30 protein-coding genes are annotated in these 23,996 nt (G+C 67.7%); 12 read left to right on the top strand and 18 right to left on the bottom strand.

Features of this window, described 5'->3' with window-relative positions; all coding sequences use genetic code 11:
- Positions 1-136: 136 nt before the first annotated feature.
- From ACLJO0_RS16775 to ACLJO0_RS16760, 4 genes are read right to left on the bottom strand one after another with little or no spacing between them, the layout of a single operon-like run.
- Entirely contained in the window at positions 137-1,756 is a 1,620-nt protein-coding gene (locus ACLJO0_RS16775) for an acyl-CoA dehydrogenase family protein (RefSeq protein WP_410579438.1), read from the bottom strand.
- Complete coding sequence (locus ACLJO0_RS16770) at positions 1,740-2,345, bottom strand: TetR/AcrR family transcriptional regulator (protein ID WP_410579437.1); 606 nt, start codon at positions 2,343-2,345, stop codon at positions 1,740-1,742. Before ACLJO0_RS16770 ends, ACLJO0_RS16775 begins: the two co-directional genes overlap by 17 nt.
- 32 nt (positions 2,346-2,377) lie before the next feature.
- Positions 2,378-2,836: a peroxiredoxin family protein gene (locus ACLJO0_RS16765; RefSeq protein WP_410579436.1), complete on the bottom strand. Its 459-nt coding sequence runs from the start codon at positions 2,834-2,836 to the stop codon at positions 2,378-2,380.
- A 19-nt stretch (positions 2,837-2,855) separates the two neighbouring features.
- Positions 2,856-3,389 (bottom strand): RNA polymerase sigma factor, encoded by a 534-nt coding sequence (locus ACLJO0_RS16760; protein ID WP_410579435.1) that lies wholly within the window; start codon positions 3,387-3,389, stop codon positions 2,856-2,858.
- 143 nt (positions 3,390-3,532) lie between these two features.
- On the opposite strand from ACLJO0_RS16760, the gene ACLJO0_RS16755 reads away from it, so the two are divergent.
- Genes ACLJO0_RS16755 through ACLJO0_RS16740 form a run of 4 tightly spaced genes read left to right on the top strand, consistent with a single transcriptional unit; the run spans position 3,533 to position 6,225 of the window.
- Positions 3,533-4,048 carry a DinB family protein gene (locus ACLJO0_RS16755; RefSeq protein WP_410579434.1) on the top strand — a complete coding sequence of 172 codons (516 nt, stop codon included), beginning with the start codon at positions 3,533-3,535 and terminating at the stop codon, positions 4,046-4,048.
- Between the two features lie 2 nt (positions 4,049-4,050).
- Positions 4,051-4,818 carry an NAD(P)-binding domain-containing protein gene (locus ACLJO0_RS16750; protein WP_410579433.1) on the top strand — a complete coding sequence of 256 codons (768 nt, stop codon included), beginning with the start codon at positions 4,051-4,053 and terminating at the stop codon, positions 4,816-4,818.
- Positions 4,815-5,573, top strand: a complete 759-nt coding sequence (locus ACLJO0_RS16745; protein ID WP_410579432.1) for a putative protein N(5)-glutamine methyltransferase — start codon at positions 4,815-4,817, stop codon at positions 5,571-5,573. Before ACLJO0_RS16750 ends, ACLJO0_RS16745 begins: the two co-directional genes overlap by 4 nt.
- Before the next feature lie 10 nt (positions 5,574-5,583).
- Positions 5,584-6,225 (top strand): class I SAM-dependent DNA methyltransferase, encoded by a 642-nt coding sequence (locus tag ACLJO0_RS16740; protein ID WP_410579431.1) that lies wholly within the window; start codon positions 5,584-5,586, stop codon positions 6,223-6,225.
- A 1-nt stretch (position 6,226) separates the two neighbouring features.
- Here ACLJO0_RS16740 and ACLJO0_RS16735 read toward each other — a convergent pair whose 3' ends face one another.
- Both ACLJO0_RS16735 and ACLJO0_RS16730 read right to left on the bottom strand, forming a co-directional pair.
- Positions 6,227-7,066, bottom strand: a complete 840-nt coding sequence (locus ACLJO0_RS16735) for a class I SAM-dependent methyltransferase (RefSeq protein ID WP_410579430.1) — start codon at positions 7,064-7,066, stop codon at positions 6,227-6,229.
- 51 nt (positions 7,067-7,117) lie between these two features.
- On the bottom strand, positions 7,118-7,957 hold the full coding sequence (locus ACLJO0_RS16730; protein ID WP_410579429.1) for an NAD(P)H-binding protein: 840 nt from the start codon (positions 7,955-7,957) through the stop codon (positions 7,118-7,120).
- Between the two features lie 91 nt (positions 7,958-8,048).
- On the opposite strand from ACLJO0_RS16730, the gene ACLJO0_RS16725 reads away from it, so the two are divergent.
- Entirely contained in the window at positions 8,049-8,420 is a 372-nt protein-coding gene (locus tag ACLJO0_RS16725) for a winged helix-turn-helix transcriptional regulator (protein WP_410579428.1), read from the top strand.
- Between the two features lie 17 nt (positions 8,421-8,437).
- On the opposite strand, the gene ACLJO0_RS16720 is transcribed toward ACLJO0_RS16725, so the two are convergent.
- The 5 genes from ACLJO0_RS16720 to ACLJO0_RS16700 all read right to left on the bottom strand — a co-directional run bounded on the left by ACLJO0_RS16720 (position 8,438) and on the right by ACLJO0_RS16700 (position 11,087).
- On the bottom strand, positions 8,438-8,854 hold the full coding sequence (locus tag ACLJO0_RS16720) for a VOC family protein (RefSeq protein ID WP_410579881.1): 417 nt from the start codon (positions 8,852-8,854) through the stop codon (positions 8,438-8,440).
- A 100-nt stretch (positions 8,855-8,954) separates the two neighbouring features.
- Positions 8,955-9,479, bottom strand: coding sequence for a DUF4303 domain-containing protein (locus ACLJO0_RS16715; RefSeq protein ID WP_410579427.1), 525 nt, complete (start codon positions 9,477-9,479; stop codon positions 8,955-8,957).
- Between the two features lie 322 nt (positions 9,480-9,801).
- Positions 9,802-10,014, bottom strand: a complete 213-nt coding sequence (locus ACLJO0_RS16710) for a hypothetical protein (RefSeq protein ID WP_410579426.1) — start codon at positions 10,012-10,014, stop codon at positions 9,802-9,804.
- Between the two features lie 267 nt (positions 10,015-10,281).
- Entirely contained in the window at positions 10,282-10,764 is a 483-nt protein-coding gene (locus tag ACLJO0_RS16705; RefSeq protein WP_410579425.1) for an SRPBCC family protein, read from the bottom strand.
- Positions 10,761-11,087, bottom strand: coding sequence for an ArsR/SmtB family transcription factor (locus ACLJO0_RS16700; RefSeq protein ID WP_125795841.1), 327 nt, complete (start codon positions 11,085-11,087; stop codon positions 10,761-10,763). The genes ACLJO0_RS16705 and ACLJO0_RS16700 overlap by 4 nt, the downstream gene beginning before the upstream one ends.
- Before the next feature lie 783 nt (positions 11,088-11,870).
- On the opposite strand from ACLJO0_RS16700, the gene ACLJO0_RS16695 reads away from it, so the two are divergent.
- Positions 11,871-12,851, top strand: a complete 981-nt coding sequence (locus ACLJO0_RS16695; RefSeq protein ID WP_396558762.1) for a tyrosine-type recombinase/integrase — start codon at positions 11,871-11,873, stop codon at positions 12,849-12,851.
- A gap of 1 nt (position 12,852) precedes the next feature.
- Here ACLJO0_RS16695 and ACLJO0_RS16690 read toward each other — a convergent pair whose 3' ends face one another.
- Positions 12,853-13,236: a hypothetical protein gene (locus ACLJO0_RS16690; protein ID WP_034320669.1), complete on the bottom strand. Its 384-nt coding sequence runs from the start codon at positions 13,234-13,236 to the stop codon at positions 12,853-12,855.
- Between the two features lie 66 nt (positions 13,237-13,302).
- Between ACLJO0_RS16690 and ACLJO0_RS16685 the strand changes: the two genes are divergently transcribed.
- Entirely contained in the window at positions 13,303-14,082 is a 780-nt protein-coding gene (locus tag ACLJO0_RS16685; RefSeq protein ID WP_410579424.1) for a glycerophosphodiester phosphodiesterase, read from the top strand.
- Positions 14,083-14,156: 74 nt separating this feature from the next.
- Here ACLJO0_RS16685 and ACLJO0_RS16680 read toward each other — a convergent pair whose 3' ends face one another.
- Positions 14,157-14,831: a transglycosylase family protein gene (locus tag ACLJO0_RS16680; RefSeq protein WP_199746717.1), complete on the bottom strand. Its 675-nt coding sequence runs from the start codon at positions 14,829-14,831 to the stop codon at positions 14,157-14,159.
- A gap of 270 nt (positions 14,832-15,101) precedes the next feature.
- Here ACLJO0_RS16680 and ACLJO0_RS16675 point away from each other — a divergent pair, with 270 nt between their 5' ends.
- The 3 genes from ACLJO0_RS16675 (at position 15,102) to ACLJO0_RS16665 (ending at position 17,865) form a co-directional block, all read left to right on the top strand.
- Positions 15,102-16,502, top strand: a complete 1,401-nt coding sequence (locus ACLJO0_RS16675; RefSeq protein WP_410579423.1) for an MFS transporter — start codon at positions 15,102-15,104, stop codon at positions 16,500-16,502.
- A gap of 30 nt (positions 16,503-16,532) precedes the next feature.
- A complete protein-coding gene (locus tag ACLJO0_RS16670; RefSeq protein WP_125795835.1) occupies positions 16,533-17,291 on the top strand; it encodes a thymidine kinase in 759 nt (252 codons plus the stop codon).
- Positions 17,292-17,517: 226 nt separating this feature from the next.
- A complete protein-coding gene (locus tag ACLJO0_RS16665; RefSeq protein WP_005151365.1) occupies positions 17,518-17,865 on the top strand; it encodes an RNA polymerase-binding protein RbpA in 348 nt (115 codons plus the stop codon).
- 152 nt (positions 17,866-18,017) lie between these two features.
- On the opposite strand, the gene dapA is transcribed toward ACLJO0_RS16665, so the two are convergent.
- Entirely contained in the window at positions 18,018-18,917 is a 900-nt protein-coding gene (dapA, locus tag ACLJO0_RS16660; RefSeq protein ID WP_410579422.1) for a 4-hydroxy-tetrahydrodipicolinate synthase, read from the bottom strand.
- Between the two features lie 73 nt (positions 18,918-18,990).
- Here dapA and ACLJO0_RS16655 point away from each other — a divergent pair, with 73 nt between their 5' ends.
- Positions 18,991-19,983, top strand: coding sequence for a LysR family transcriptional regulator (locus ACLJO0_RS16655; protein ID WP_410579421.1), 993 nt, complete (start codon positions 18,991-18,993; stop codon positions 19,981-19,983).
- On the opposite strand, the gene ACLJO0_RS16650 is transcribed toward ACLJO0_RS16655, so the two are convergent.
- The 3 genes from ACLJO0_RS16650 to ACLJO0_RS16640 all read right to left on the bottom strand — a co-directional run bounded on the left by ACLJO0_RS16650 (position 19,876) and on the right by ACLJO0_RS16640 (position 22,418).
- Positions 19,876-20,661: an SDR family NAD(P)-dependent oxidoreductase gene (locus ACLJO0_RS16650; protein WP_410579420.1), complete on the bottom strand. Its 786-nt coding sequence runs from the start codon at positions 20,659-20,661 to the stop codon at positions 19,876-19,878. The genes ACLJO0_RS16655 and ACLJO0_RS16650 overlap by 108 nt on opposite strands.
- A 69-nt stretch (positions 20,662-20,730) precedes the next feature.
- Positions 20,731-21,999 carry an RNA polymerase subunit sigma-70 gene (locus ACLJO0_RS16645; protein ID WP_410579419.1) on the bottom strand — a complete coding sequence of 423 codons (1,269 nt, stop codon included), beginning with the start codon at positions 21,997-21,999 and terminating at the stop codon, positions 20,731-20,733.
- 44 nt (positions 22,000-22,043) lie between these two features.
- Positions 22,044-22,418, bottom strand: a complete 375-nt coding sequence (locus ACLJO0_RS16640; protein ID WP_233611761.1) for a DUF4406 domain-containing protein — start codon at positions 22,416-22,418, stop codon at positions 22,044-22,046.
- A gap of 51 nt (positions 22,419-22,469) precedes the next feature.
- Here ACLJO0_RS16640 and ACLJO0_RS16635 point away from each other — a divergent pair, with 51 nt between their 5' ends.
- Positions 22,470-23,234 carry a DeoR/GlpR family DNA-binding transcription regulator gene (locus ACLJO0_RS16635; protein ID WP_410579880.1) on the top strand — a complete coding sequence of 255 codons (765 nt, stop codon included), beginning with the start codon at positions 22,470-22,472 and terminating at the stop codon, positions 23,232-23,234.
- Here ACLJO0_RS16635 and ACLJO0_RS16630 read toward each other — a convergent pair.
- The gene (locus tag ACLJO0_RS16630) at positions 23,221-23,988 is read right to left on the bottom strand and encodes a polyprenol monophosphomannose synthase (protein WP_125795832.1); all 768 of its coding nucleotides are present in this window, start codon (positions 23,986-23,988) and stop codon (positions 23,221-23,223) included. The two genes, ACLJO0_RS16635 and ACLJO0_RS16630, sit on opposite strands and share 14 nt — an antisense overlap.
- Positions 23,989-23,996 lie beyond the last annotated feature (8 nt).

Genomic DNA, 23,996 nt, shown 5'->3' with positions numbered 1-23,996 from the left:
TCCCCAGTACATGAAGGACCCCTTCACTGCGCCTAGCGCAAGGAAGGGGTCCTTCATGTACCTCGGGCGGGCTTCGACTGGCCCTACCGTCAGGGTAGGGAAGGAGGCCCTCACGGACCTCTCCGCTCTCAGCCGCTCAGACCTCGGCGCGGGCGATGATCGCCTTGGTGTCCACACCGGACGGAAGCGTCCCGAACGCGACACCCCAGTCACCGCCCAGCCGCGACGCGCAGAACGCGTCGGCCACCGCCGGCGTCCCGTGCCGCACCAGCAGCGACCCCTGAAGGATCAACGCCATCGACTCGACCAGCCGCCGCGCCCGGTACTCGATGTCCGACAGGTCGGACAGTTCCTTGCGCAGCCTGCCCACCGCGTCGTCCAGCCGCGCGTCGGCGCCGGACGCCTGCTCGACCTCCGCGAAGTACGCCGCCACCGACTCCGGCTGCTTCGCCATCGCCCGCAACGTGTCCAGCGCCGCGACGTTGCCCGAACCCTCCCAGATCGACATGAGCGGAGCCTCGCGGTAGAGCCGCGGCATCCCCGATTCCTCGACGTACCCGTTCCCGCCCAGGCATTCCAACGCCTCCACCGCGTGCGACGGACCGCGTTTGCACACCCAGTACTTCGTCACCGCCAGCCCCAGCCGGCGGAACGCCTGTTCGTGCTCGTCGTCGGGCCGGTCGGTGGCCGACGCCAGCCGCATCCCGACCGTCGTCGCCGCCTCGGACTCCACGATCAGGTCCGCCAGCACGTTGCCCATCAGCGGCTGGTCCACCAGATTCGCCCCGAAAGCGTGGCGATGCCGAGCGTGGTGGACGGCCCGCACGGCGCCATATCGCATCCCCGACGCGCTCCCGACGGCGCAGTCGAGCCGGGTGTTGTTCACCATCTCGATGATGGTGCGCACCCCGCGGCCCTCCTCGCCGACGAGCCAGCCGATCGCGTCGTCGTACTCGATCTCCGACGATGCGTTGGAGCGGTTGCCCAGCTTGTCCTTCAGCCGCTGCAACCGGATCCCGTTGCGCGTGCCGTCCGGCAGGACACGGGGGAGCAGGAAGCACGACAGGCCACCCGGTGCCTGGGCCAGCGTCAGGAACATGTCCGACATCGGCGCCGAGGTGAACCACTTGTGCCCGACGATCACATAGCCGCCATCACCGAGCGGCCGCGCCGTGGTGGTGTTCGCCCGGACGTCGGAGCCGCCCTGTTTCTCCGTCATCGACATCCCGGCGATGAGCCCGCGCTTCGAGCTCGGCTCACGCAGCCCGAAGTCGTACTCCGTCGCCGCCAGCAACGGCTCGTACCGCTCGGAGAGCTCGGGATTGAACCGCAATGCCGGAACCGCCGCGTACGTCATCGAAATCGGGCACGTGTGCCCCGCGTCGACCTGACCCCAGACGTACATCTTCGCCGCCCGCGCCGCGTGCGCGCCCGGCCGGGAATCCCGCCACGGCGCCGCGTGCAGCCCATGCGACACCGCGACGTCCATCAGCTCGTGCCAGTAGGGATGGAACTCGACCTCGTCGATCCGGTTCCCGACCCGGTCGTGCGTGCGCAGCACCGGCTCGTTCTCGTTGACCAGCCTGCCCCACTCCTGCGCCTGCTCGCTCCCGGCCAGCCTGCCGAGGGCGTGTACCTCGGCCACCGCCCAGCCCGCGTCCGCCCGCTCCAGCCCCTCCAGCAAGGCCGGATCGGCGGCGACGTCGTACTCCGCCAGCGGCGGCACCTGATTGGTGACCTCATGAGTGCTCGGCATCGGAACCTCCCAAGGAACGCAGGACGAAAGTGCGCAGCCCGGACACCTCGTCCGCACTGCCGGTGGTCAACGGGCCGATCAGCACCTCGGCGGCCGCCCCGACGAGCGCCGCCGCGGTGACCTCCGCGTCCTGTGCGGGCAGCACCCCGGAGCGGACGCCATCGGCCACGTGCTGGGCCACGATGTCGCGGAAAGCGCGCCGGAACACCAGCCGCTCGGCCTCGATCGGCGCGTCGACGGGCTCGGCCAGCAGCGCGTACGCCATCCGCGGGGTCTTCAACGCCCGGCTCGCGAAGGTGTCGAAGACCGCCACGACCCGCTCGGCGGGCGTGCCCGGCCGCTCCGACACCGCGCGCACCGCCTCGACCTCACGCGTGACGACCTTGCGGAACAACTCCACGACCAGCGCGGCCTTGGTGGGGAAGTGGCGGTACACGCTGCCGACCGCCACCCCCGCCCGTTCCGCGACCGCTGACACGGAGCAGCCCGCGTACCCACGCTCGGCCAGCTGCTCCATGGCGGCGGCGAGGACGGCGTCGCGCTGGGCGTCCAGTCGCTCCTGGACCTTCGGTGTACGGCGATACGGCACTCAAGAAGTGAAGCACCGATTCACACCTTCAGTCAATGCACCTTGGCGAGCTCGTCGACGGCCTTGGCGATGCCCTTCTTGTCATAAGCGCTGATGGGCATCGTCGCCGCATGTGCATGACGAACCTTGCCGTCCCGGTCGATCAGCACGCTGCCCGACTGCTGCAGCATCTTCTTCGACAGCCCGAAGGCCTCATGCGGTGTGGCACCCCGGCCGGTGACCACCCGCAGCGACAACCCCCGCTTCGTCCGCCACGCCTTGGCCTCCTCCCGCCCCTCCGGGACGGCGATCAAGACACGCACATCGGCGGCCGCGAAGTCGGCGGCCCGCCCCACGAGATCCTTCACATGGCTGTTGCAGACCGGGCAAGTGGTCGAGCGCATGAAGTACAGCAGCACGTTCTCCTTGCCGCGGAACTCCGAAAGCCGGACAACCTGCCCGGTGGTGTCCTCCAAGGCGAGGTCAGGGGCCACGGAACCGATTTCGAGCATGAAAACTCCTCAAAGAAGGTCAGGAAACGGGGTTGTCGAGAACCGAACGGACCGTCGCCCGCGCACGGTGCAGCCGGGACTTCATCGCGGCCGTGCTCAACCCGAGCGCGTCGGCGACCGCCCGGCCCGGATGGCCCTGAATGTCACGCATGATCAGGACGCGACGCTGATCGGCGGGCAACCCGGCGATCGCCGCGGCCACCCGCTGCGCCTCCAGCCGATCCAACGCGTCGTCCTCCGCCGAGACCACCGCGACGGAACCCGCCAGATCGTCACCGCGCAACGCCCGGCGGGCCCGGCGGAGACACTCGTTGCGCACGATCCGGAACATCCACGACGCGAGCGCACCGGTGGCCCGCAGCGTGCCGATCTTGCGATACAGGATGATCAGCGCCTCCTGCGCCGAATCCTCCGCATCCTCCGGCGAAGCACACAACGACCGCGCGAAACGCTGCACATGCGGATGGGAACCCGAGACCAAGGCGGCGATGGCGGACTCGTCCCCACCCTGCGCCGCCACGATCAAGGACTCCCTCGGCCACTCGGCCTCCACGACAACCTCCTCCCGCGCCGAGCTTGTCCCGGCCCCTACAAGAGCCGCGACCCCCGCAAAAGGATTCAGCGACCTCCACGTGACGCCGCTCACCTCAGCAGGCGCACCACGAACCCACATCACCCGATGGCATGATCGCCGCTATGACATGGACCGCCCCTGAGGTCACCCGCCCGTCCGGCGACACCGCCGCCGACGAGCGAGTCCTCCTGCCCTCCCTGCTGGCCTGGCACCGCGGCACCTTCCTCCACAAACTCGCCGGCCTCACCGGGGAACAACTCGCCACGGCGTCGGTCCCGCCGTCCAACCTCACCCTCCTCGGCCTCATCCGCCACCTCGCCAAGGTCGAACGCATCTGGTTCCGCCTGCGCTACGCCGCACAGGACATCGAACCCCTCTATGACCCCGCCCTCGGCAAGGACCACGACTTCGAAGTCCTCGACGCCGCCAAAGCCGAAGAGGCGTACGACATCCTCCTCGACGAGATCCGCCTGGCCGACGAAGCCGCCGCCGGAGGATCCCTCGACGACACCTTCGACGTCGGCGGGAACCCGTTCTCGCTCCGCATGCTCTACGTCCACATGATCGGCGAGTACGCCCGCCACAACGGCCACGCCGACCTCATCCGCGAACGCGTCGACGGTCACAAGGGAGCCTGACCATGGACTACGGATTCATCGGCGCGGGCGAGATCACCGCCGCGATCGTCGAAGGCCTCAGCAAGGACATCGCCGACCCGCCTTCGATCTTCCTCTCACCCCGCAGCCGCAGCGTCGGCCAAGAACTCTCGGCCCGCTTCGCCAACGTCGAAGTCCGCGACAGCAACCAAGACGTCGTCGACAGCGCCACCACGATCGTCCTCGCCGTACGCCCGCCGATCGCCGAAGAAGTCCTCCGAGACCTCACCTTCCAGCCCGGTCACGTCCTGATCAGCGCACTCGCCGGCGTCCCCCTCGACCGGCTGCGCGACTGGGCCGCCCCCGCGGGCGAAGTCGTCCGGAGCATCCCGCTGCCCCCGGCCGCCCGCCGCCAAAGCCTCACCGCGATGTACCCCGACAACCCCCGGGCACGGGCGCTCTTCGACAGCATCGGTGGCAGTGTCGTCCCCTCGGCGGAGAAGGACCTCGACGTCTTCAGCGGCGCCACGGCCACCTTCGCCGCTCACCTCGACTACCTCGGCACCATCGCCGCCTGGATGACCGACCAGGGCATCGAGGACACCACGGCGACCGCCTTCACCAGCCACATCTTCGGCCAGCTCGGCCACTCCCTGCTCCAGCAGAGCGGCGACCTCGAAACCCTTACCGGGAAACACATGACCCCCGGCGGGCTCAACGAGCAATTCCTCACCGACCTGCGCACCAACGGCGTCCCCGACACCGTCCGGCACGCCCTCGACGGCATCCTCACCAGACTGCGAGACAAGTGACCGTCATCGACAAGCTTCGGAAAGCCGGATGCGTCTTCGCCGAAGACGAAGCCCGCCTCCTCACCGAAGAAGCCCGCACCCCGGCCGAACTCGACACCATGGTCCAACGCCGCGTCGACGGCGAACCACTCGAAGTCATCCTCGGCTGGGCCGGATTCCACGGCCTCCGCATCGCCGTCGAACCCGGCGTCTTCGTGCCACGCCAACGATCGGAACTCCTCGTCCGCCACGCCGTCACCCTCGCCGGACCAGGAGCGGTCGTCCTCGACCTCTGCTGCGGCACCGGAGCACTCGGCGCCGCCATCGCCGCCGAACTCGGCGAAATCCATCTCTACGCGGCCGACATCGAACCCGCCGCCGTCCGCTGCGCCCGCGCCAACATCGCCGAGGCCGGGGGAGAGGTCTTCGAAGGCGACCTCTACACACCACTGCCCGCGTCGCTACGAGGTCGCGTCGACATCTTGGTCGTCAACGCCCCGTACGTCCCCACCGACGCCATCGCTTTGATGCCACCCGAAGCCCGCGACCACGAACCCCGCGTCGCACTCGACGGCGGGCACGACGGCGTCGACGTCCACCGCCGCGTCGCCGCCGAAGCTCCACAATGGCTCGCACCAGGCGGGCACCTGCTGATCGAAACCGGCGAAAGTCAGGCCGCGAACACCGCGGAAGCCATGGCGCACAACGGATTGATCCCCGAGGTGATCACCGACGACGAGCTGTACGCGACGATTGTTGTCGGGGCAAAGCGATAGGGTCGCCGCCGTGACCGACTACCTCCACACCACCCGCACCGCCTACGACACGGTCGCGGCCGACTACGCCGAACTCCTCCGCGACCACCTCGCCGGATCCACCTGGGATCGCGCCATGCTCGGCGCGTACGCCGAACTCGTCAAGGCCGACGGCGGCGGACGCGTCGCCGAGGTCGGCTGCGGCCCCGGCCGCATCACCCAGTACCTCCACGAACTGGGCCTCGACATCCACGGCGTCGACCTCTCGCCGGAGATGGTCGCCGTCGCCCGCAAGTGGTACCCGCACTTGGACTTCCAGACCGGGGAGATGCCTGGTTTGTCCTTTGAGGACGGTGCACTGGCAGGTGTCGTCGCCTGGTACTCGATCATCCACACACCACGGGAGCGCCTGCCGGAGATCTTCGCCGACTTCCACCGGATCCTCGCCACCGGCGGCCATCTGCTGGTCGCCTTCCAGGTAGGCGACGAAATCCGCCACATCGAGCACGCGTACGGGCATGACATCTCCTGTGACGCGTACCGGCTGGCACCGGAGAAGATCGCCGAACAGCTGGGGGATGCCGGGTTCAGCGTGCTCTCCACCCTCGTCCGCGAACCGTCCGAGGAATTCGAGAGCACCCCACAGGCCTACCTGATCGCCCGCAAGCAGTAGGTCAAGGCCGCCGGGCCTCGACGAGCCAGGCCGCCGAGCCGTAGAAAACGCCTCGGTCGGCCTGGTGCTCGGCGAGATCGGCCCGTAACGCCTCGACAGCTCCCGCGCGCGTCGTCTCGTCCAGATCGTTCAACCGCCCGCCGTGCTGCTCGACGATGAACTCGGCCGCGTCGTCGACGTCCTCACCGAAGTACATCGGCTTGTGCACCGCGGTGCACCGCACGTCGGCGTACCCGGCGGAGGCCAGCAACCCTCCGATCTCGACGGGGTCGCTGAGCGCGAGATCCGAGGTCGGCACCTCACGCCCGGCCGCAAAGATCGTCCGGAACGTGGTGATCCATTCGTTGAGCCGCAACGGCTGCCACGTCAGCAGGACCAGACGGCCACCAGACCGGGTCGCCCTCGCCAGATTCGAGAACGCGGCCAGGGGAGAACCGAAGAACATCGATCCATGCCTGCTGATCACCACATCGAAACCCGCCCCCGCGAACGGATGGACCTGCGCGTCCACCTGCTCGAAAGCGACGTTGACAAGGCCTTCCTCCACGGCGAGCCGACGAGCGACGCCGAGCATCTCGCTGGATAGGTCCACACCCAGCGCGGAACCGGCGGTCGCCAGCCGCGCCGCGTCCCGCGTCGTCTGACCCGCACCGCAGCCGACGTCGAGAACGTTGTCAGCAGGCCCGATACCGGCCGCGGCGAAGAACGTGTCGCGATAAGCGGCGACACCATCGTTGAACCGCTGCGCGCGCTTCGCCCAGAGCGAGCCGTCATCACCGTCCCACGCCTTCAACATCCGCTCGTTGGACGGATCGACACGCACAGCGGTGCTCTCGGACATCGCGGTAACCCCCAGATTCGACTTTCCGGGGACGACCTTAGCGCGACGCCATCAGCGGAACGCGGCGATGTTCCGGGCGGTCCAGTCGGCGAACGACCGCGGATCACGGCCGAGCACCCGTCGCACATCCGGGCTCACCCGCAGCTCGGCCGCACTCGGCGAACCGATGATGTCCAGCGTGTCGTCCGCGAGCTCCGCCGGCATGCTCCGGGCCATACCCGCCTTGGCCTCCTCCCGGGTGAGCTCCTGAAACCGCACCGGCTCGCCCAGGGCGCCGGCGAGGACCTCCGCCTGCTCGCGCGGCGAGATCACCTCCGGGCCGGTCAATTCGTACACGCCACCGAGATGCCGGTCATCCACCAGACAAGCGGCGGCGACCTCCGCGATATCCGCCGGGTCGATGATCGGCAGCCCCGTGTCACCGAACGGCGCGGCGACCACCTGATGCGAACGGACCGACTCCGCCCACCACAAGGCGTTGGAGGCGAAACCACCCGGCCGCAAGATCGCCCAGTCCAAACCGGAGCCCCGCACCACGTCCTCCAGTTCGCGCATCGCGATCCGCGTCGTACCGAACGGCCTGGTCGCCACACCCTGCGAAGAGAGCAGAACAACCCTGCGAACCCCGGCGGCCGCCGCCTGGCCGACGATGTCGGCAGGGTTGGCCTCGGCGGCATGCAAGTCGCCGGAAAGCAGCAGGAACAAGGACTTCGCCCCGTCCAACGCTTGCTCGAGCCCGGCAGGCTCGGCAAGGTCCGCCACCACATGCCGCCCGCCCCGCGGAGCCTCGGCAGCATGCCGCGACACCGCCGTCACCTGCTGACCCGCCTCGACCAACGCCTGAGTCAACGGACGGCCGATGTTTCCCGTAGCCCCGGTCACCACGATCATGAACAGCTCCTTCGCTCGATCTTGTTGTGATCACGACGCTAGGAGAGTGGCTTACTTTTGGTAAGGGCATACCTTGAGGTAAGCTCCTGCCATGACAGGAGGCGTGCAGTTCACACCGGCCGACACCAAGCCGCGGTATGAGGTGTTTCACACCGACTGCCCGGCCCGCGAGGTGGTCGACCACGTGACCAGCCGATGGGGGATCTGGGTACTGATCTCCTTGCAGGTCAACGACCTCAGGTTCTACGAGCTACGCGAAAGCATCCGGGGGATCAGCGAGAAGATGCTCGCCCAATCCCTGCGCGCACTCGTTCAAGACGGCCTGATCTGGCGAAAGGTCGAACCCACGACACCACCCCAGGTCACCTACGGACTGACCGACTTCGGCCGGGACCTCGGCGAGCCGTTAGGGGAGCTGTTCGACCGGATCACCCGACGACTGGGGCCACGCGAGGCGGAATAGCGCCGGATGCCTGTCGATCAGGTTTGCCGCAGACTGATGTTGACCATCCAGGTGATCCCGAACTTGTCCACGAGCGCGCCGGCCTCGTCACCCCATACCTGTTTCTCCAGAGGCATGGTCACGGTGCCGCCGACGGACAACTTCTCGAAATGGCCACGGAGTTCGCCGTCGCCACCGAGGTAGACCGCGACGTTGTTGCCAGGGGAGTGAGGCACGTCCTCGACCTGACCATCAACGTCACATGCCATCAGCGTGTATCCGTGCGGGGTGTCGAGCTGCGCGTGCATGACCTTGTCGGCGTTGGGTGAGCCCGGCGCACCGAAATCCGCGATCGTGCCGATCTCCAGCTTGCCGCCGAGTACCTCCCGGTAGAACTCCATCGCCTGCCGTGCGTTCCCGTTGTACCTGATGTACGGGTTGAGTCGAGACACCATCTGAATTCGATCGTCCTTCGTGTAGGTGAACAGCGCCGGTTTGAACCGCGAGCATTCCACCGGATACACGACATCCTGTGTCAGGTATTCGCACTGGTGATCAGGCAGACGCCCAGTAGGCCAGCCAAGCGTCCAACGCCGGACCAGGCGGGTTGAGCCGACGAGCCCGGGCCACGTTCTCCTCGTCGTCAGGAACGACCTCGACCAAAACCAGCACGTCCGCTCGAGCCACACCGACACCGAACAGCCCTTCATCATCCAACCTGCGCAGCGCTGTCTCCATCGCACGAAGCCGGAGATCGAACTCCGCGTCGGACGCATCGTCGTCGGCGATGTCGAACACCTCCGGCCGGGCGGCGAACATCTCGCGGACCGGCTTCAGGTATTCCTCGCCCACAATCGAAAACGGCGAATCGGCGTAGGAGTAGCGGACGTCGTCGGCGTCCGCTCGCTGCGCCAGCGCCTCGCGCGACCACGCCGACAGCGCCGGACCGAATGCCTCGCCGGGCGTGGTCAGCGTGACGTAGTAGAAGGTGTGGCCGGGGCTGTCGCGGAACAGGTCCGTGACAACCGCACGAGCTGCCGTGGTCAACGCGTCCGCAAGGTCGGCTTCGGTCGGAATCATGAGGCATCGAACCACACCGACGCGCGTCAGGTGGCCATCTGTTCGCCGAGGCGGCGGGCAGGTTCGGCTAGTTCGTTGTCGGGGACGTCGAGGTAGCCGCGGCCCGGCTCGAAGACGGCCGTCTGCTGCTGGTCGTAGGGCACGCCGGCTGCCGAGGGACAGGACATAGAGGCGTTCAGTGGGGAGCAGGTCGGTGAGTGCGCGGCCCGCGCGATGCACGACCGCCTGGAGGGCAAGGTATTCGCAGCCGAAACAAGCACGTCGGACTGCCAGGCGAACGTGTGGTCACCAGTCTCGTCTACCAGAGCGGATCGCCTTGCGGTCAGACCAGCCACTGACCGGACTGCATCAGGGTCCTGTCGCCGAGCTCGGCGAAGGAGCGCCATGCTTGCAACCGGGTCGGGGCGAGCTGAAGGTAGACGAATCCGGGTGTATGCCGCGGGTCAGGACCGCCCCGCAGCAGTGAAGCGAACGGGTCGGCGATGGCCGGATCAATCGCGTCGGGTTCGATGACGTTCATCGTGCCGTCGATCATGACCACGTCGTATGGATGGCCGATGGCCGCTCGTGCTCGTGCGGTGGCGGCCCACGTTGGTCACCGTCCGGCTGTTCGCGAAGGTTGCGAACGTGAGCACCTCGCCGTTGTGGTGGAACAGGAGCGGGACGAGGTGTGAACCGCCGGCATCACCCGTGGCCAACCATGCGGTGGTTTCCGAATGCAGCAGTTTGAGCACATCGCTCTTACGTTGCAACGGTTCCCTTGGGGACGACATCGTGTCGCCGACTGTGCTCGATGCAGCCATCAGCGGTCCCCGGTCAGCAGCTGGGCGTAGCGAGCGAGGTACAGCGGCCAGCCGGCGTCGCCTCCGACGCCGTCACTGACGGCTTTCCAGCTCGGTCCGTGGCGATCCAGTTTGCGGTGTTCGAGTTCCAGGCGCGTACGCTGCGCGGCTTCGGCGATGAAGCGGACCTCGACCTCACTTGTGTGCTCAGGGTCGCGTTCAACCTGCCATTGGGGGCTGATGTCCCAGCTGAAGACGACGCGATGCGGGGGATCGTAGGCGAGTATTCGGGCCCAGCGGCATTCGCTGCCGTCGACCCCGCGGTCGAAGATGTGCCCACCGACGTGGGGTTCGAACACCGTCTCGACGATCTCGACCTGAAGCAGATTGTGCTCGGGCGGCTTGAAGTCGCCGAATCGCTCGGTGAAAACGGTGAAGGCTCGTTCGATCGGGGCGTTCACGACGACCTCCTTGCGGACCACCGTGCTCGTTGCCTGGGTCATCGCTGATCTCCTTCGGGTTGTTCGACGACGTCCTTGTAGCCGGCCAGCGCGCGGCTCCAAAAAGTGTCGAGCTGATCGCGTAACGCGCCCATGGTGGCCGCATTGAGCTGGTAGATGCGCTTGGTGCCGGCGGGGCGGTCGGTGACCAACCCCGCGCCTTTGAGGGCCTTGAGATGCTGGGACACCGCTGGCCGGCTGATCGGAAGCTGGTCGGCGAGTTCACGGACGGACCGTGGCCGCTCGGCCAGGCACTCGATGATCGCGCGCCGACTCGGATCCCCGAACGCGTTCCACGCGGCATCTGTGACTCGGTAAGTCTCCACGAACCGTAAGTCTAGACTTACGGAGCACCGGCGACAACACCGAGGATGAGCGGTCTTAAAGGCGGGGCGTGGCGGATCCAGGGTCGCGCAGCGAGTTCAGGGCGCTTGCGGGTGAACCGGTGGTCCGCCGAGCGCGAAGGCGAAACTCGGTCGGACTGGGCGACGACCTCAGCGATGCGGAGCGCGGTAAAGCCGTAGGGCAGGGCGGGCTAGCGGTTCCGCACAGCCAGATGGCAGTTACTTGACATAATGTACATTATCGGCACTTTGGCTGACCTGCAGAACAAGGGTCGAGAGGGGTCTCCGGTGGGAGCCGAAAGGGCCCTTCGCTACATGTCATGCAGCGAAAGCTCCCTTCGCCGCGTCGGATGAGGGCACGGCTCCCTTCAGCTCTCCCTGAACCCGGGTGGCCCTTGATCCTCCGAGGCAACCCAGAGCACCCCCGGAGGCGCAAAACGGATGCCCGATCACCCGGCCTCAATACGTCACTGTGACGAATCAATCCGGACGTCTTGGGTCGATGTTGATCAATGGAGGCGCCACCTGGGGTCATCTCGCCAGCCTCGCCGCCTCGGCGGCCAGTCCGAGGTCTCCCGAGGCTCCGAGTGTCATGAGTGAAGCTTCGGGCGGAAATCGGTCAGGGAAGTCCTGCGCCGAACGTCCAGAGAGCGGCGAGCGAACCGAGATCCCCCGCGAGTGGTTTCCGGACCCGTCACTCCGTTTCATGCATAATCACTATTATGCATGAAACGGAATATAACCCAGTGTAAGACTGTCGGTGCCATGCGGTACAAGATGCTCATGAGGGTTTCCGAGGCACAGCAAGCCTTTTTCGCCGCACGTCGTCCCCGTAAGGATTCTCCTCACACCACCGACGCCTACCGCCGCGACCTCGCCGGCATCACCGCTCTTCTGCTCCGCGAGCTCGGCCGCTCCCCTGACGAACTCACCGTCGAGATGCTCACCGCTCAGGCGCTCCGCAACGCCTTCGGTGCCTTCGCGGACACTCACGCGAAGAGTTCGGTGCTGCGCGCGTGGTCGACCTGGAACCAGTTCCTCACCTTCTGCGTGTCCGACGGGCTGCTCTCGGGCAATCCCATGGGCGCGGTCGCGCGCCCGAAGGCACCTCCGTTGACGCCGAAACCGTTGCGGGGCGAGGAAACCCCGGAGCAGTTGCTCGCGGCCGCCGCCGATGGTTCGCGCCGCACGCGGGATCCGTGGCCGGAGCGGGACGTCCTGGTGATCGCGCTCGGGCTGGTCGCCGGGCTGCGTGCCGCGGAGATGCGGGCGCTGACCGCGCGGTCGCTGGTCGGCCGTCAGGGCGAGATGCGGCTACACGTCCACGGCAAGGGAAGCCGTGACCGGTCGATCCCGGTCCAGCCGATCATGGAGAAGATCATCGAGGAGTACCTGGCTTCGTGCCGCCGTCGCTTCCCGCAGCAGCGGTTCGGGCCCTCCACTCCCCTCCTCCGGGATCGTGCCGGCGAGCCGATCGGCCGCGGCGCGCTCGAGTACCTGGTCAAGTCGTGCTACCGGTGGGCGGGCCTGCACGACCGTGTGCCGGTCGGGGCGAATCTCCACGCGTTGCGGCACACCTTCGCCACCCGGCTGGCCGAGGACGGCGCGACCGCGTCGGAGATCATGGCGCTGCTGGGGCACGCGAGCCTGGCGACCAGCCAGAACTACATCGAGGCGACCGGTCGTGAGCAGCGGGCGGCGGCCGCGAGCAACCGGACGTACCGGGCGTTGGACGGGATCGTGTAGCTCAGCGGAGCTGTTCGAGGTCCTTGGCCGCCTGGGCGATTTCGCCGGCGAGGCCGCGGAGTTCGGCGACGGACGCGCCGTCGTCGGCCGCGGTGACGACGTCTTCGGCGGCGCAGCGGAGTTGGAAGAGCCTGTCCTGCAGGGTGGCGATCTCGGTGTCGGAGAGGACGACGGCGTCTTCGGGGAGGCCGCTGCGCTGGAGGGCGGTGCGGCGTTCGTAGGCCCGCTGGCGGCAGGATTGCCCGCAGTAGCGGCGGCGCCTGCCGACGTTGCCGCCTTGTTCGAGCCGTCGGCCGCACCATCCGCAGTGTTTGGGTGCTCCCGCGCGACGTAACTCGGACACCTCTTCGGCGGACGTCTTCGGGTGTTCGGCGACTTCCCTCACGGATCAGACCCTAGCTGGCCATCCGACGATCATGCCGAGGCCACGGCCGAAGTGCACACTAGTGGGGTGCCGACCTTGTTTCCGTACCTCGCCGATCCGCTCCCGCGTGCCTTCGCCCATCGGGGCTGGCATCTCGGTGACCTGGAAGGACTGGAGAACTCGCTGCCGGCGTTCCAGCAGGCGGTGGCCGAGGGGTTTCGCTATCTCGAGACGGATGTGCACGCGACGTCGGACGGTGTGGTGGTCGTGCATCACGATGCCGCGCTGGACCGGACGACCGATGGCGCGGGGTTGATCTCCCGGCAGACGTGGGCGCAGTTGCGGAACGTCAAGGTCGGCGGTCGCGCGCCGTTGTCGCGGCTGGAGGACGTCCTCGAGGAGTTGCCGGAGGCGCGGTTCAACATCGATGTGAAGTCGAACGAGGCGGTGGCGCCCTTCGTGCGGGCGATCGAGCGGACCGGCGCCTACGACCGGGTCGCGGCCGCGTCGTTCTCCGACGCGCGGCTCGCGCGGATCCGGAAGCTGGCGGGGCCGAAGCTGGTGACGGCGATGGGGCCGCGTTCGGTGGCGGTGATGTGGGTGAACGGGTTTTTGCCGCTGGTCTCACTGCGGGCGTTGTCGCGGGGTGCGATGGCGCAGGTGCCGGTGCGGCAGGGGCGGTTGAAGGTGGTGGACCGGGCGTTCCTGCGGCAGGCGACGCGTGGGGGTTTCGAGGTGCACACGTGGACCGTGGACGATCCGGCGGAGATGCGGCTGCTGCTGGATTTGGGGGTGCACGGGATCGTGACGGACCGGCCGGATCTGCTGCGTGAGGTGCTTCGGGAACGCGGCGCTTGGCCCTCCTGACGACCCCGCAATTCGTCATCTACTTGCGTTCACCGGCGAGCGCAAGTAGATGACGAATTGCGGATGGGGTGGCGTTACCGGGGTGGTTTGCCGTTCCAGGCGGCGTCCCAGGTCTTGGGTCCGAGGCGGCCCGAGTCGTTGATGCCGTTGGCTCGCTGGAGGGCGAGGACTGCTTCGCGGGTTTTGTCGTAGTAGCAGCCTGTGCCGGTGAAGCCGTAGCCGAAGGCGTTCATGCGGAGCTGGAACTGCTTGAGCGGGGCGGCGCAGTCTCCGTAGGCGTAGACGACGCCGGGCCAGGCGGGTTGGGGGCCGCCGGGCGGAGCGGGCGGGGTCGGCTTCGGTTTGGGCGGAGGTGGCGGGGCGGGCTGTCCTCCCCCGCCGATGTAGGCGGAGTCGTCGTAGGACGGGACGCGTTTGCTGCGGCCGTCGCCGTCGTTGCGGAAGCCGAGTTTGCCGGCGCATTCCCAGGGTTGCCAGCCGCGCATGCGGTACAGGTAGAGGGCCCGGTAGTCCTGTTCGCGGGGGCTGGCCTGGTCGGGGCGTCCCTGGCCGCCGACGCTGCGCCAGGTGGGCAGGTCGAACTGGTAGGCGCCGTAGTAACCGTTGCCGGTGTTGATGTTGTAGCGGCCGCTCGATTCACACATGCGGAGCTTGGCCCAGTGGGAGCCGTGGGGGTCCGCGGCGGCGGATCCGGTGGTGGCGATCTGCAGGCCCGTGACGGCGAGGGCGAGCAGGAGCGTTCTCGCCACTACGCGGTGTGCTGTGCGAAGGCGATGGGTCCTCATGAGCGGAACAGTAAGTACAGGACACATGCTTCACAAGAGTCACAGCTCGCACTCCAGCCTCACATGAAACACACAAGGATCGTGGCAGCGACACGCCGACGATGGTCGTGGAGGTTGCCGGGAAGGGTTCGTCTCGCGTCGAAACGAACACGGTCCCGGCTTGTGCCGGACAGGTGGGCTCGATGACCAGTAGTCTCCCGCTGACCTCGACATTCTCGACTTCAGGAGCAGTGCATGACGGTGGCCGTGACCCGTGAACGCAAGCGGGTATGGCGGGCTTGGTACCTCTACGACTGGGCCAATTCGCCGTTCTATTCGTCGGTCATCACCGTCTTCGGAGCGCTCTATTTGAGCGATGTCGCGTCCGCGGATGCCAAGGCGAATTTCACCCTTAACGGGGACAGGGCGTGCACCGATTCGAGTGGAGCTTCGAGCACGCTGCAGAACTGCGACGTCTCGTTGTTCGGGCTGTATTTCCCGGCGGGCTCGCTGTGGGGCTATCTGCTGTCGATCGCGACGGTGACGCAGGTGCTGGTGCTGCCGATCGCCGGCGCGATCGCGGACCGGAGCAGGCACAAGCGGCGGATCCTCGGCGGGTTCGCGTTCCTTGGCGCGGTGGCGTCGGCGCTGATGTTCTTCATCTCGGGGACGAACTGGGAGGTCGGGGTCTGGACGTTCATCCTGGCCAACATCGGTTACGGCGGTGCGCTGGTCGTCTATTACTCGTTCCTGGTGGACATCGCGGAGCCTGATGAGCGGGACGCGGTGTCGTCGAAGGGGTGGGCGTTCGGGTATCTCGGCGGTGGTCTGGCGCTGGCGCTGCAGCTGGGGTTCTTCATGGGGCATGACTTCTTCGGGGTGAGCGAACATCTGGCGATCCAGATCTGCTTCCTGACGTCGGGGATCTGGTGGGCGGTGTTCACGGTCCCCGCGGTGCGCGCACTCCCCCGGACTCATGTGCCGAAGTCCGCGGAGCGGGGGCTGTCGGTGCTGACGGCCGGGTTCAAGGAGCTGAAGCAGACGATCAAGGAGGCGCGGGCCTATCCCCTGACGCTGGCGTTCCTCGGCAGCTACCTGGTCTTCACCGACGGGATCACGACGGTGGTGGCGGTATCGGCGCAGTACGGCAAGGACGAGCTGAAGTACAGCACGCAGGTGCTGATCGTCACGATCCTGGTGATCCAGTTCCTGGCGTACGCAGGGGCGATGATCCACGGTGCGATCGCGGCGCGGATCGGGGCGAAGAAGACGATTCTGGGCAGTCTGGTGGCCTGGGTGGTCGTGTTGTGCTTCGCGTTCTTCATCGAGGCCGGTCAGCCGTTGCAGTTCTACGCGGTGGCGGTCGGGATCGGGCTGGTGCTCGGTGGAACGAACGCGTTGTCGCGGTCGTTGTTCGGGCAGATGATCCCCGAGGGGAAGGACGCGCAGTACTTCTCGCTGTACGTGGTGGGTGAGCGCGGGACGTCGTGGCTCGGTCCCCTGTTGTTCGCCGCGGTCGGGCAGATCACCGGTTCGTTCCGGTGGGCGATCATCGCTTTGGTGATCTTCTTCGTGCTCGGTTTCGTGTTCGTGTGGCTGGTGCCGGTGCGCCGTGCGATCGAGGCGGCGGGCAACCGGCCACCGGCGGTGCTGTGACGGCGGAGCGTGCCGATAGGGTCGAGCGTCGTGACCGTACTGAAGGAGAGTGGCCCGGATCCCACGGACGCGTTGTCGTCGGTGCCGGTGGCGGGTTCACGGCGGGGTGTGCCGGTCGTCGGGAAGTTGAAGTTCTGTTACGGGCCGATGGACTGCGGGAAGTCGACGCTGGCGTTGCAGATCGACCACAACCACGCGCGGCAGGGTCGTCGCGGGATGGTGCTGGTGCGCCACGACCGGTCCGGTGAACCGCAGATCACCAGCCGGATCGGGTTGACGCGCAAGGCGATCGAGGTCGGGAATGAGACCGATCTGCGGTTGCTGGTGCGTGAGCAGTGGGCGGCTGGGCGGCACGTGGACTACTTGATCGTCGACGAGGCGCAGTTCTTGTCGCCCGATCAGGTGGATCAGCTGGCTGAACTGGCCGATGACGTCCAGATCGACGTGTACTGCTTCGGGATCGCGACGGATTTCCGGAGCATGTTGTTCCCGGGGGCCGCGCGGTTGTTCGAGCTGGCGGACGAGTTGCAGCCCGTTCAGGTCGAGGTGCTGTGCTGGTGCGGGCAGACGGGGCGGTTCAACGCGAGGGTGTCCGACGGCGAGGTGTTGCGGGCCGGGGACACTGTCGTGGTGGCGGATACCGAGCAGTTGGTCGTTGAAACTTCATCGGCATCACCGTCTGAGGGCGAACCGAACACGGTCCGTTATCAGGTATTGTGCCGTCGGCACTTTCGACTGGGCGACCTGGGGCCGACCTCGGCCCAACACGGTCAGTTACGGTTGACGTGACAGGCGTACTACTAGCCCATCTGGGGGATATCCGCACCAAGATGGCCGTATTGACGTCACGCCAGAGCGCGAAACCACTCCTACTAGGAGAAGCTGTTGCCACCGGGTGACACAGCTCATCGTGAGCAAGGACATGCTGTTCAGGGAATCCTCTGGCCCTCATTGTCGTTGCATAGGGTGAGCATCACCCTGGCTCCACCCGGAGCTGACTGAAAGGACCCCCATCATGGCCGACCGTGTTCTCCGTGGAAGCCGGCTGGGAGCGGTCAGCTACGAGACCGACCGCAACCACGACCTCGCGCCCCGCCGCACCGTGCGCTACGCCTGCCCCAAGAACCACGAGTTCGAGGTGCCCTTCTCCGACGACGCCGAGATCCCCTCGGTGTGGGAGTGCAGGTTGCACGGCAGCGAGTCCGAGATCGTGGACGGCGGGCAGCCGGAGCAGAAGAAGGTCAAGCCCCCGAGGACGCACTGGGACATGCTCCTGGAGCGTCGTTCGATCCCGGAGCTCGAAGATCTGCTCAACGAACGTCTCGCCGAGCTGAAGGGACGCAGGACCACCCGGTCCGCCTGACGCACGGCACAAGTAGCTAGCCCCACCACGAATCGGCGAAGCCCCCGCGACCTCCCTCCGCGGGGGCTTCGCCGTGTCTCGGGGATGTCAGGAAAGGGTCGTTCAGGACGAAAAACGTCAGGAACGACCCTTTCCTGACATCTGGCGGGCGATCAGGCGGGGGCCAGCCCGGGGACGACGGGCGCCAAGGCGTCGCGAAGCCGCCGCAGGTGCTCGGGCGGTGATTCGAGCAGCGGGAGCCGGACCGTGGCGTGCGGGATGACGCCGAGGTCGGCCAGTGCCGCCTTGGCCATGATCGCTCCTTGCGAGGTACGCATGATCGCGTCCGTCAGGGGAAGCAGCGCGTCGTTGAGTGCCCGCGCGGTGTCGAGGTCTCCCCCGCGTACAGCGCCGATGAGTTCGGCGTTGCGGTCGGCGGCGACGTTGCCCACGACGCTGACCAGGCCGGTGGCTCCGGCGGCGAGGTAGGGCAGGTTGAGTTCGTCGATGCCGCAGTAGTAGGCCAGCGGGCTGCGCGCCATGACGGACATCGCCTCGAACAGGTCGCCCTTGGCGTCCTTCACGGCCCGGATCCGGGGATGGCGGGCGAGTTCGATCAGGGTGGCCGCCTCCAGGGCGGTTCCGGTGCGGGCCGGTACGTCGTAGAGCATCACGGGCAGGTCGGTGGCGTCGGCCACCGTTCGGCAGTGCGCCACGATTCCGGCCTGCGTTGGTTTGGAGTAGTAGGGGCAGACGAGCAGGAGCGCGTCGGCTCCGGCCGCCTCGGCTTCCTTCGCGCGTCGGATGCAGGCGGTGGTGTCGTAGGTGCCGACGCCGGCGATCACGCGTGCCCGGTTTCCGGCGAGGGTCGCCACGGTGTGGACGAGCCGGGTGGCTTCGGTGTCGGTGAGGGTGGGTGCTTCGCCGGTGGTCCCGCCGACGATGATGCCGTCGCAGCCGGTGGCGAGCAGGTGGTCGACCAGGCCGGTGAGGCCGGGTTCGTTGAGCGCACCGCCGGGTTCCATCGGGGTGACCATGGCGACGAGGTTGGAGCCGAAGAGCGATTCGGTCATGGAAACGATCCTGTCGACACCGATACCTGCGGTCCAGCGATGCTTTGTGATCGGTATTGCGTAGCCTGACTTCATGATCGAGGTCGGGGCCCTGCGGGCGCTGCGGTCGGTGGCCGCGCTGGGGACGTTGGCGCGAGCGGCGGACGAACTGGGCTTCACCGCGTCGGCGGTGTCGCAGCAGATCAAGCGGCTGGAGCGCCAGATCGGGATGCCCGTTCTCGCTCCGGCTGGACGCGGAGTCGTGCTCACTCCGGCAGGGCAGGCTGTCGTGGACTCCTCTCTGCAGGTGTTCCAGGCGCTGGAGCGCTGCGCGGAGGCCGCGCAGTCAGTGGCGGAGGGTGCGCCTCGCGGCGTCTTGCGGGTGGCCGCGTTCTCGACGGGTATCCGCGGGCTCCTCGCCCCCGTTCACCCGCGACTGCTGGATCGTTACCCCGATCTCCGGCTGCACATCAGCGAGCAGGATCCCGACCAGGCCCTGCATTCGGTCGAGGCCGGGACGGCTGATCTCGCGCTCCTCCACGACGCCGACGGCCTGCCCGTCCCGCTGTCCCCTGCCTTGTCCCGGCGGTTGGTGCACACCGACCTCGGTGACGTCGTCATGGCCAAGACCCACCCGCTCGCGCGCGCCGAGCCGCCACTGGACGGAGCCGACCTTGCCGGGCACGCGTGGGTGACCAGCCCGCCCGGCACGGTCTGCCACCAGTGGTTCCGGCGCCTGTTCGCCGGTCTGGCCGGGGAGCCCGACGTGCGGCATCTGGTCGACGACTTCTCCACGCAGCTGTCGCTGGTCGCCTCGGGTGAGGTCGTCGCGCTGATCCCGCGCCTGGCGCGCCCGCCCTTGAGTGAAGGGCTGGTCGCCCGGCCGTTGCGGCGCCCGCCGACGCGCGAGGTGCACGCGGCGTGGCGCCGCAGCGCCGAGGCCAGCCCCGCGATCAGGGCTGTGCTCGCGGAACTCCCGTCAGCTGGGGAACATGCTGGTCACGTTGACGAAGGTGCCGGTGATCCCCATCGCATCGTCGGAGGCGAGGAACGCCAGGGTGGCGGCGACCTCGGCGAGCCGCGGTGAACGTTTGGTCATCCGGGCTTCGGTGAGGCCGTTGAGGACGTTCTCCATCATCTCCGGGCTCGCGGGCAGCTGGTTGTTCACCGCGGAGAGCTTCTCGGGGGTGAAGGTCTCCGGGATCCCCGCGACCCAGATGCCGAGCGCGCGGACACCGTGCGGCCCGATCTCGACGGCGAGATTGCGGATGTAGGTGTCGAGCGCGGCGTCGATCGAACCGGTCGCGCCCATCATCGGGCTGCCTTGGGCGGAGCCGCTGTCGAGGGCGAGGACCACGCCGGAGCCCTGCGTGATCATGTGCCGGGCGGCCGCTCGGGCGGTGATGAAGTTGGTCGTGACGCCCGTGGTGATCGGGCGGACGAAGTCCTCGACCGACATTTCCGCGAGCGGGATGCCCTGGACGTCGCCGCGTGGGACGAGGTTGAGGGAGATGTCGAGGCTGCCGGCCTCCGCCACGACGGACGCGGCGTGCGCGTCGACCGCGGTCTCGTCCATGGCGTCGACGACGGCGACTTCGGCCAGTCCCCCGGCCTCCTTGATCTCGTCGGCGACCTTCGTCAGCGCCGGTTCGTGGCGGCCGGTGAGGAAGACACGGGCGCCGCGCGCGGCGAACTCCTTGGCGACACCGCCGCCGATCGATCCGCCGGCGCCGTAGATGACCGCGTTCTTGTTCTGGAGGCTCATGAGGGTGTTCCTTCCGCTTGATCGGGTTCGACCGTTGAGACGCGGAAGGGGCGTGGATCTCATCGGTGCTCAGGTGATCGTCAGCGGCAACCCGAACGCGGGGAACAAATGCGGTTCGAAAGCGGTGATCTCCGCGACCTTCCCGTCCTCGATCCGCAGCACGTCGAGCACCTGTGCGCGGTAGATCCGGGTGCCTGGCCGCCGGACGTAGCCGGCCGCGGCGGGGAGGCGGTTGGCGATGGCAGGGAGGTGTTTCCATTCGCCGAAGTACGTCGGTGACGCGGGGTCGAAGGACTCGGCGACGAAGTCGAGGAAGACGTCGCGGCCGGAGAACCACAGCGGGTTCGGCGGCATCGTGACCAGCACGTCCTCCCTCAGCAGCTCGGCCATGACCCGGCTGTCGCCGCTGCCGGTGGCGGCGGCCATGTAGCGCCGCAGGATCGTTTGCTCCTCCTCGGTCGGCTGGACCGTCCGCGCCCAGTCGGTGCGGCGTTCCGGCAGGCGTTCGCGCAGGGTGGGACGGGCGCGCTGGAGTGCGCTGGTGACCGATGCGACGGTGGTTTCCAGCAGGTCGGCGGTCTCCGCGGCCTTCCAGCCGAGGACGTCGTTGAGGATCACCACGGCCCGCTGCTTCGGCGGGAGATGCTGGATGGCGGCGAGGAAGACCAGTTCCATCGTTTCCCTGGTCTCCGCGATCTCAGCGGCGTTGTCCGGGAAGGGTTGCAGCCAGGGCAGGAACTGGGGCGGTTCGCCTTGCTGGTCGACGCCGGGCAGCGGGTCGTACGGGCGCGGGACCCGTTTGTTGCGCCGCAGGAAATCCAGGCAGGTGTTGGTGGCGATGCGGTAGAGCCAGGCACGGAAACTCGACCGGCCTTCGAAGCCTTCGCGGCCGCGCCAGGCGCGTAGGAACGTCTCCTGGACCAGATCCTCCGCGTCGTCGTAGGACCCCACCATGCGGTAGCAGTGCACGCGCAACTCTCGTTGGTGCTGCTCGATCCTCCCGGCGAAGGCGACCTCGTCCACGGTTTCCGTCACGGGCGCCTGCGTGACGTTTTCGTCTTCGGCCCGCAACGCCAGTTGAGCGATGCGTCGCAGCCTTCCGACGTCGGAGGTGAGCGAGGTGAGATCGGTGAGGAACACCTCCGGCGGCTGAGGTGCCAGCCGGTTCGCGACGCGGCCGACCTCGGCGATGAGGGCTTCCACGTCGGGGGCGGGGTCGTGCCGTGACCGGTAGGCCCGCTGGCGGCACGCGGCCGAGCAGTAGACGGCCACGCGCCCGCGCGAACCCGCCTTCGGTGGCAGCGGCCCTCCGCACATCCCGCAGACCTTCCCGGTCACGGCTCACCTTCCCCCAGAAACGTCACACGCGGTCGAGTTACGCATTATGCGGCTTGGTAGCCCGGGATGTCCTCGACACGGTGATACACCGCCAGTCCGCGGGAGAGCGCGATGGCGACGTCCTGGTCGGCGCCGGTGGATTCCCCTGGCAGGCGCAGGACGGCGTCGCAGTGGTGCAGCAGCCTGTCGGCCGTCGGGTACATGACCTCCTTGGCGATCGGGTCCGCGACGGTCTTCCCGCCCGCGCCGCGCAGCACCGGGAGCGCGACCCACTCGCCGATCATCGGCACGTGCCCGCTGCGGAAGATCGGCCACGCGGCCTCTTCGAGCCGGGCGAGGTTGCGGGCGAGGAGTTCGGGGTCGTCGCCCGTTCCGGAGCGGAACGGACCGGCGATGAGGATCATCAGAGGTTTGCTCATGAACCGGAGCCTAATGTGCAACAATCGGCAAGAACAAGGAGGAACATGCACATGTTGGCTGCGCAACGTCGAGACCTGCTGCTCGAACGCTTGAAGACCGAAGGCCGGATCGTGGCCAAGGACCTTGCCGCCGAACTCGGCATATCAGAGGACAGTATCCGCCGTGACCTGCGGGAACTCGCCGACGCCGGGCTCTGTCAGCGGGTCTACGGCGGTGCCTTGCCGGTCTCCCCCGCCACCGCGGACTACGCGACTCGCATGGCGGTCAGCGTCGCGGGCAAGGAACGGATCGCGAAACGTGCAGCAGCGTTGATCCGGCTGGGATCGACCGCCATCCTCGACGGCGGGACCACCGCGCTCGCGCTGGCGAAGGCGCTCCCCGTCGACCTCGAAGCGACGATCGTCACCCACAGCCCCACGGTCGCGGCCGCGCTCGTCACGCACCCGAAGGTCGAGGTGTTCCTGATCGGCGGACGGCTCTTCAAACACTCGGCCGTCACCTGCGGAGCGACCGCGGCGGAAGCGGCGATGAACGTCAACGCCGATCTGTTCTTCCTCGGCGTCACCGGCGTGCATCCGGAGACCGGGCTCACCACCGGCGACTCGGACGAGGCCGCGATGAAACGCACCCTCGCCAAACGGGCCGCCGACACCTATGTGCTGGCCAGTTCGGAGAAGATCGGCGCGGCCTCGCCGTTCACCGTGCTTCCCCTTTCCGACGTCGCGGGCGTGATCACCGACGCGGCGCCGGACGAACCGACGGTGAAGGAGCTGGGGCGGCTCGGGGTGAGCGTGCTGGGGGTCAGCCCTTCTTGACCAGCCCGCGAAGCTGCTGCCAGCGACGCTTGATCCCCCACAAACCGACCAGGAGGATCGCCTCTCGCACGACCGAACCGCTCATCTTCGACTGACCGACCTCACGCTCGGTGAAGGTGATCGGCACCTCGACGACCTCGAACCCGGCCAGCTTCGTCCGGAACGCCAGGTCGATCTGGAAGCAGTAGCCGCGCGAGGCGATCTCGTCGAGCGCGAGCTTCTCCAGCACCGTGCGGCGGTACGCGCGGAAGCCGGCGGTGATGTCGTTGATCTTCATGCCGAGCGCGACCTTCGCGTAGAAGTTCGCCACCCAGGACAGCGCCTTGCGCCGGAACGGCCAGTTAACCGTGCTGCCGCCGGGAACGTAGCGGGAGCCGATGGACAGGTCCGCGTCCTCGAGGGCAGCGAGCACCCGGGGCAGATCTTCCGGCGCGTGCGAGCCGTCGGCGTCCATCTCGACGATGGTGGCGTAGTCACGGGCGAGACCCCAGCGGAACCCGGCGACGTACGCGGCGCCCAGTCCGGCCTTCTCGGTCCGGTGCATGACCTGGATCCGCTCGTCGGCCTTCGCGAGTTCGTCGGCCACGTCACCGGTCCCGTCCGGGCTGCCGTCGTCGACGACGAGGGCGTGCACGTCCGGGAGTGCTTCGAGCAGACGTTCCAGGATCGGGCCGATGTTCTCCCGCTCGTTGTACGTCGGGACCACCACCAGCACCGGGTCGATTCCCTGGGCCCCCCGCGGCGCCTGCGCCATCCGCTTTT

Origin of the sequence: Amycolatopsis sp. lyj-108 (genome assembly GCF_046549005.1) — a bacterium.
Classification (GTDB): domain Bacteria; phylum Actinomycetota; class Actinomycetes; order Mycobacteriales; family Pseudonocardiaceae; genus Amycolatopsis.
This window is presented reverse-complemented; position numbering and strand designations above follow the sequence as displayed.

Coding starts and splice junctions, on each gene's coding strand:
- ACLJO0_RS16640 (WP_233611761.1), bottom strand. CDS start 22,418: ATGAGCAAACCTCTGATGATCCTCATCGCCGGTCCGTTCCGCTCCGGA.
- ACLJO0_RS16705 (WP_410579425.1), bottom strand. CDS start 10,764: ATGACCCAGGCAACGAGCACGGTGGTCCGCAAGGAGGTCGTCGTGAAC.
- ACLJO0_RS16725 (WP_410579428.1), top strand. CDS start 8,049: ATGACAGGAGGCGTGCAGTTCACACCGGCCGACACCAAGCCGCGGTAT.
- ACLJO0_RS16750 (WP_410579433.1), top strand. CDS start 4,051: ATGGACTACGGATTCATCGGCGCGGGCGAGATCACCGCCGCGATCGTC.
- ACLJO0_RS16715 (WP_410579427.1), bottom strand. CDS start 9,479: ATGATTCCGACCGAAGCCGACCTTGCGGACGCGTTGACCACGGCAGCT.
- ACLJO0_RS16665 (WP_005151365.1), top strand. CDS start 17,518: ATGGCCGACCGTGTTCTCCGTGGAAGCCGGCTGGGAGCGGTCAGCTAC.
- ACLJO0_RS16650 (WP_410579420.1), bottom strand. CDS start 20,661: ATGAGCCTCCAGAACAAGAACGCGGTCATCTACGGCGCCGGCGGATCG.
- ACLJO0_RS16775 (WP_410579438.1), bottom strand. CDS start 1,756: ATGCCGAGCACTCATGAGGTCACCAATCAGGTGCCGCCGCTGGCGGAG.
- ACLJO0_RS16735 (WP_410579430.1), bottom strand. CDS start 7,066: ATGTCCGAGAGCACCGCTGTGCGTGTCGATCCGTCCAACGAGCGGATG.
- ACLJO0_RS16710 (WP_410579426.1), bottom strand. CDS start 10,014: ATGATCGACGGCACGATGAACGTCATCGAACCCGACGCGATTGATCCG.
- ACLJO0_RS16765 (WP_410579436.1), bottom strand. CDS start 2,836: ATGCTCGAAATCGGTTCCGTGGCCCCTGACCTCGCCTTGGAGGACACC.
- ACLJO0_RS16730 (WP_410579429.1), bottom strand. CDS start 7,957: ATGATCGTGGTGACCGGGGCTACGGGAAACATCGGCCGTCCGTTGACT.
- ACLJO0_RS16755 (WP_410579434.1), top strand. CDS start 3,533: ATGACATGGACCGCCCCTGAGGTCACCCGCCCGTCCGGCGACACCGCC.
- ACLJO0_RS16720 (WP_410579881.1), bottom strand. CDS start 8,854: ATGGTGTCTCGACTCAACCCGTACATCAGGTACAACGGGAACGCACGG.
- ACLJO0_RS16655 (WP_410579421.1), top strand. CDS start 18,991: ATGATCGAGGTCGGGGCCCTGCGGGCGCTGCGGTCGGTGGCCGCGCTG.
- ACLJO0_RS16675 (WP_410579423.1), top strand. CDS start 15,102: ATGACGGTGGCCGTGACCCGTGAACGCAAGCGGGTATGGCGGGCTTGG.
- ACLJO0_RS16695 (WP_396558762.1), top strand. CDS start 11,871: ATGCGGTACAAGATGCTCATGAGGGTTTCCGAGGCACAGCAAGCCTTT.
- ACLJO0_RS16630 (WP_125795832.1), bottom strand. CDS start 23,988: ATGGCGCAGGCGCCGCGGGGGGCCCAGGGAATCGACCCGGTGCTGGTG.
- dapA (WP_410579422.1), bottom strand. CDS start 18,917: ATGACCGAATCGCTCTTCGGCTCCAACCTCGTCGCCATGGTCACCCCG.
- ACLJO0_RS16635 (WP_410579880.1), top strand. CDS start 22,470: ATGTTGGCTGCGCAACGTCGAGACCTGCTGCTCGAACGCTTGAAGACC.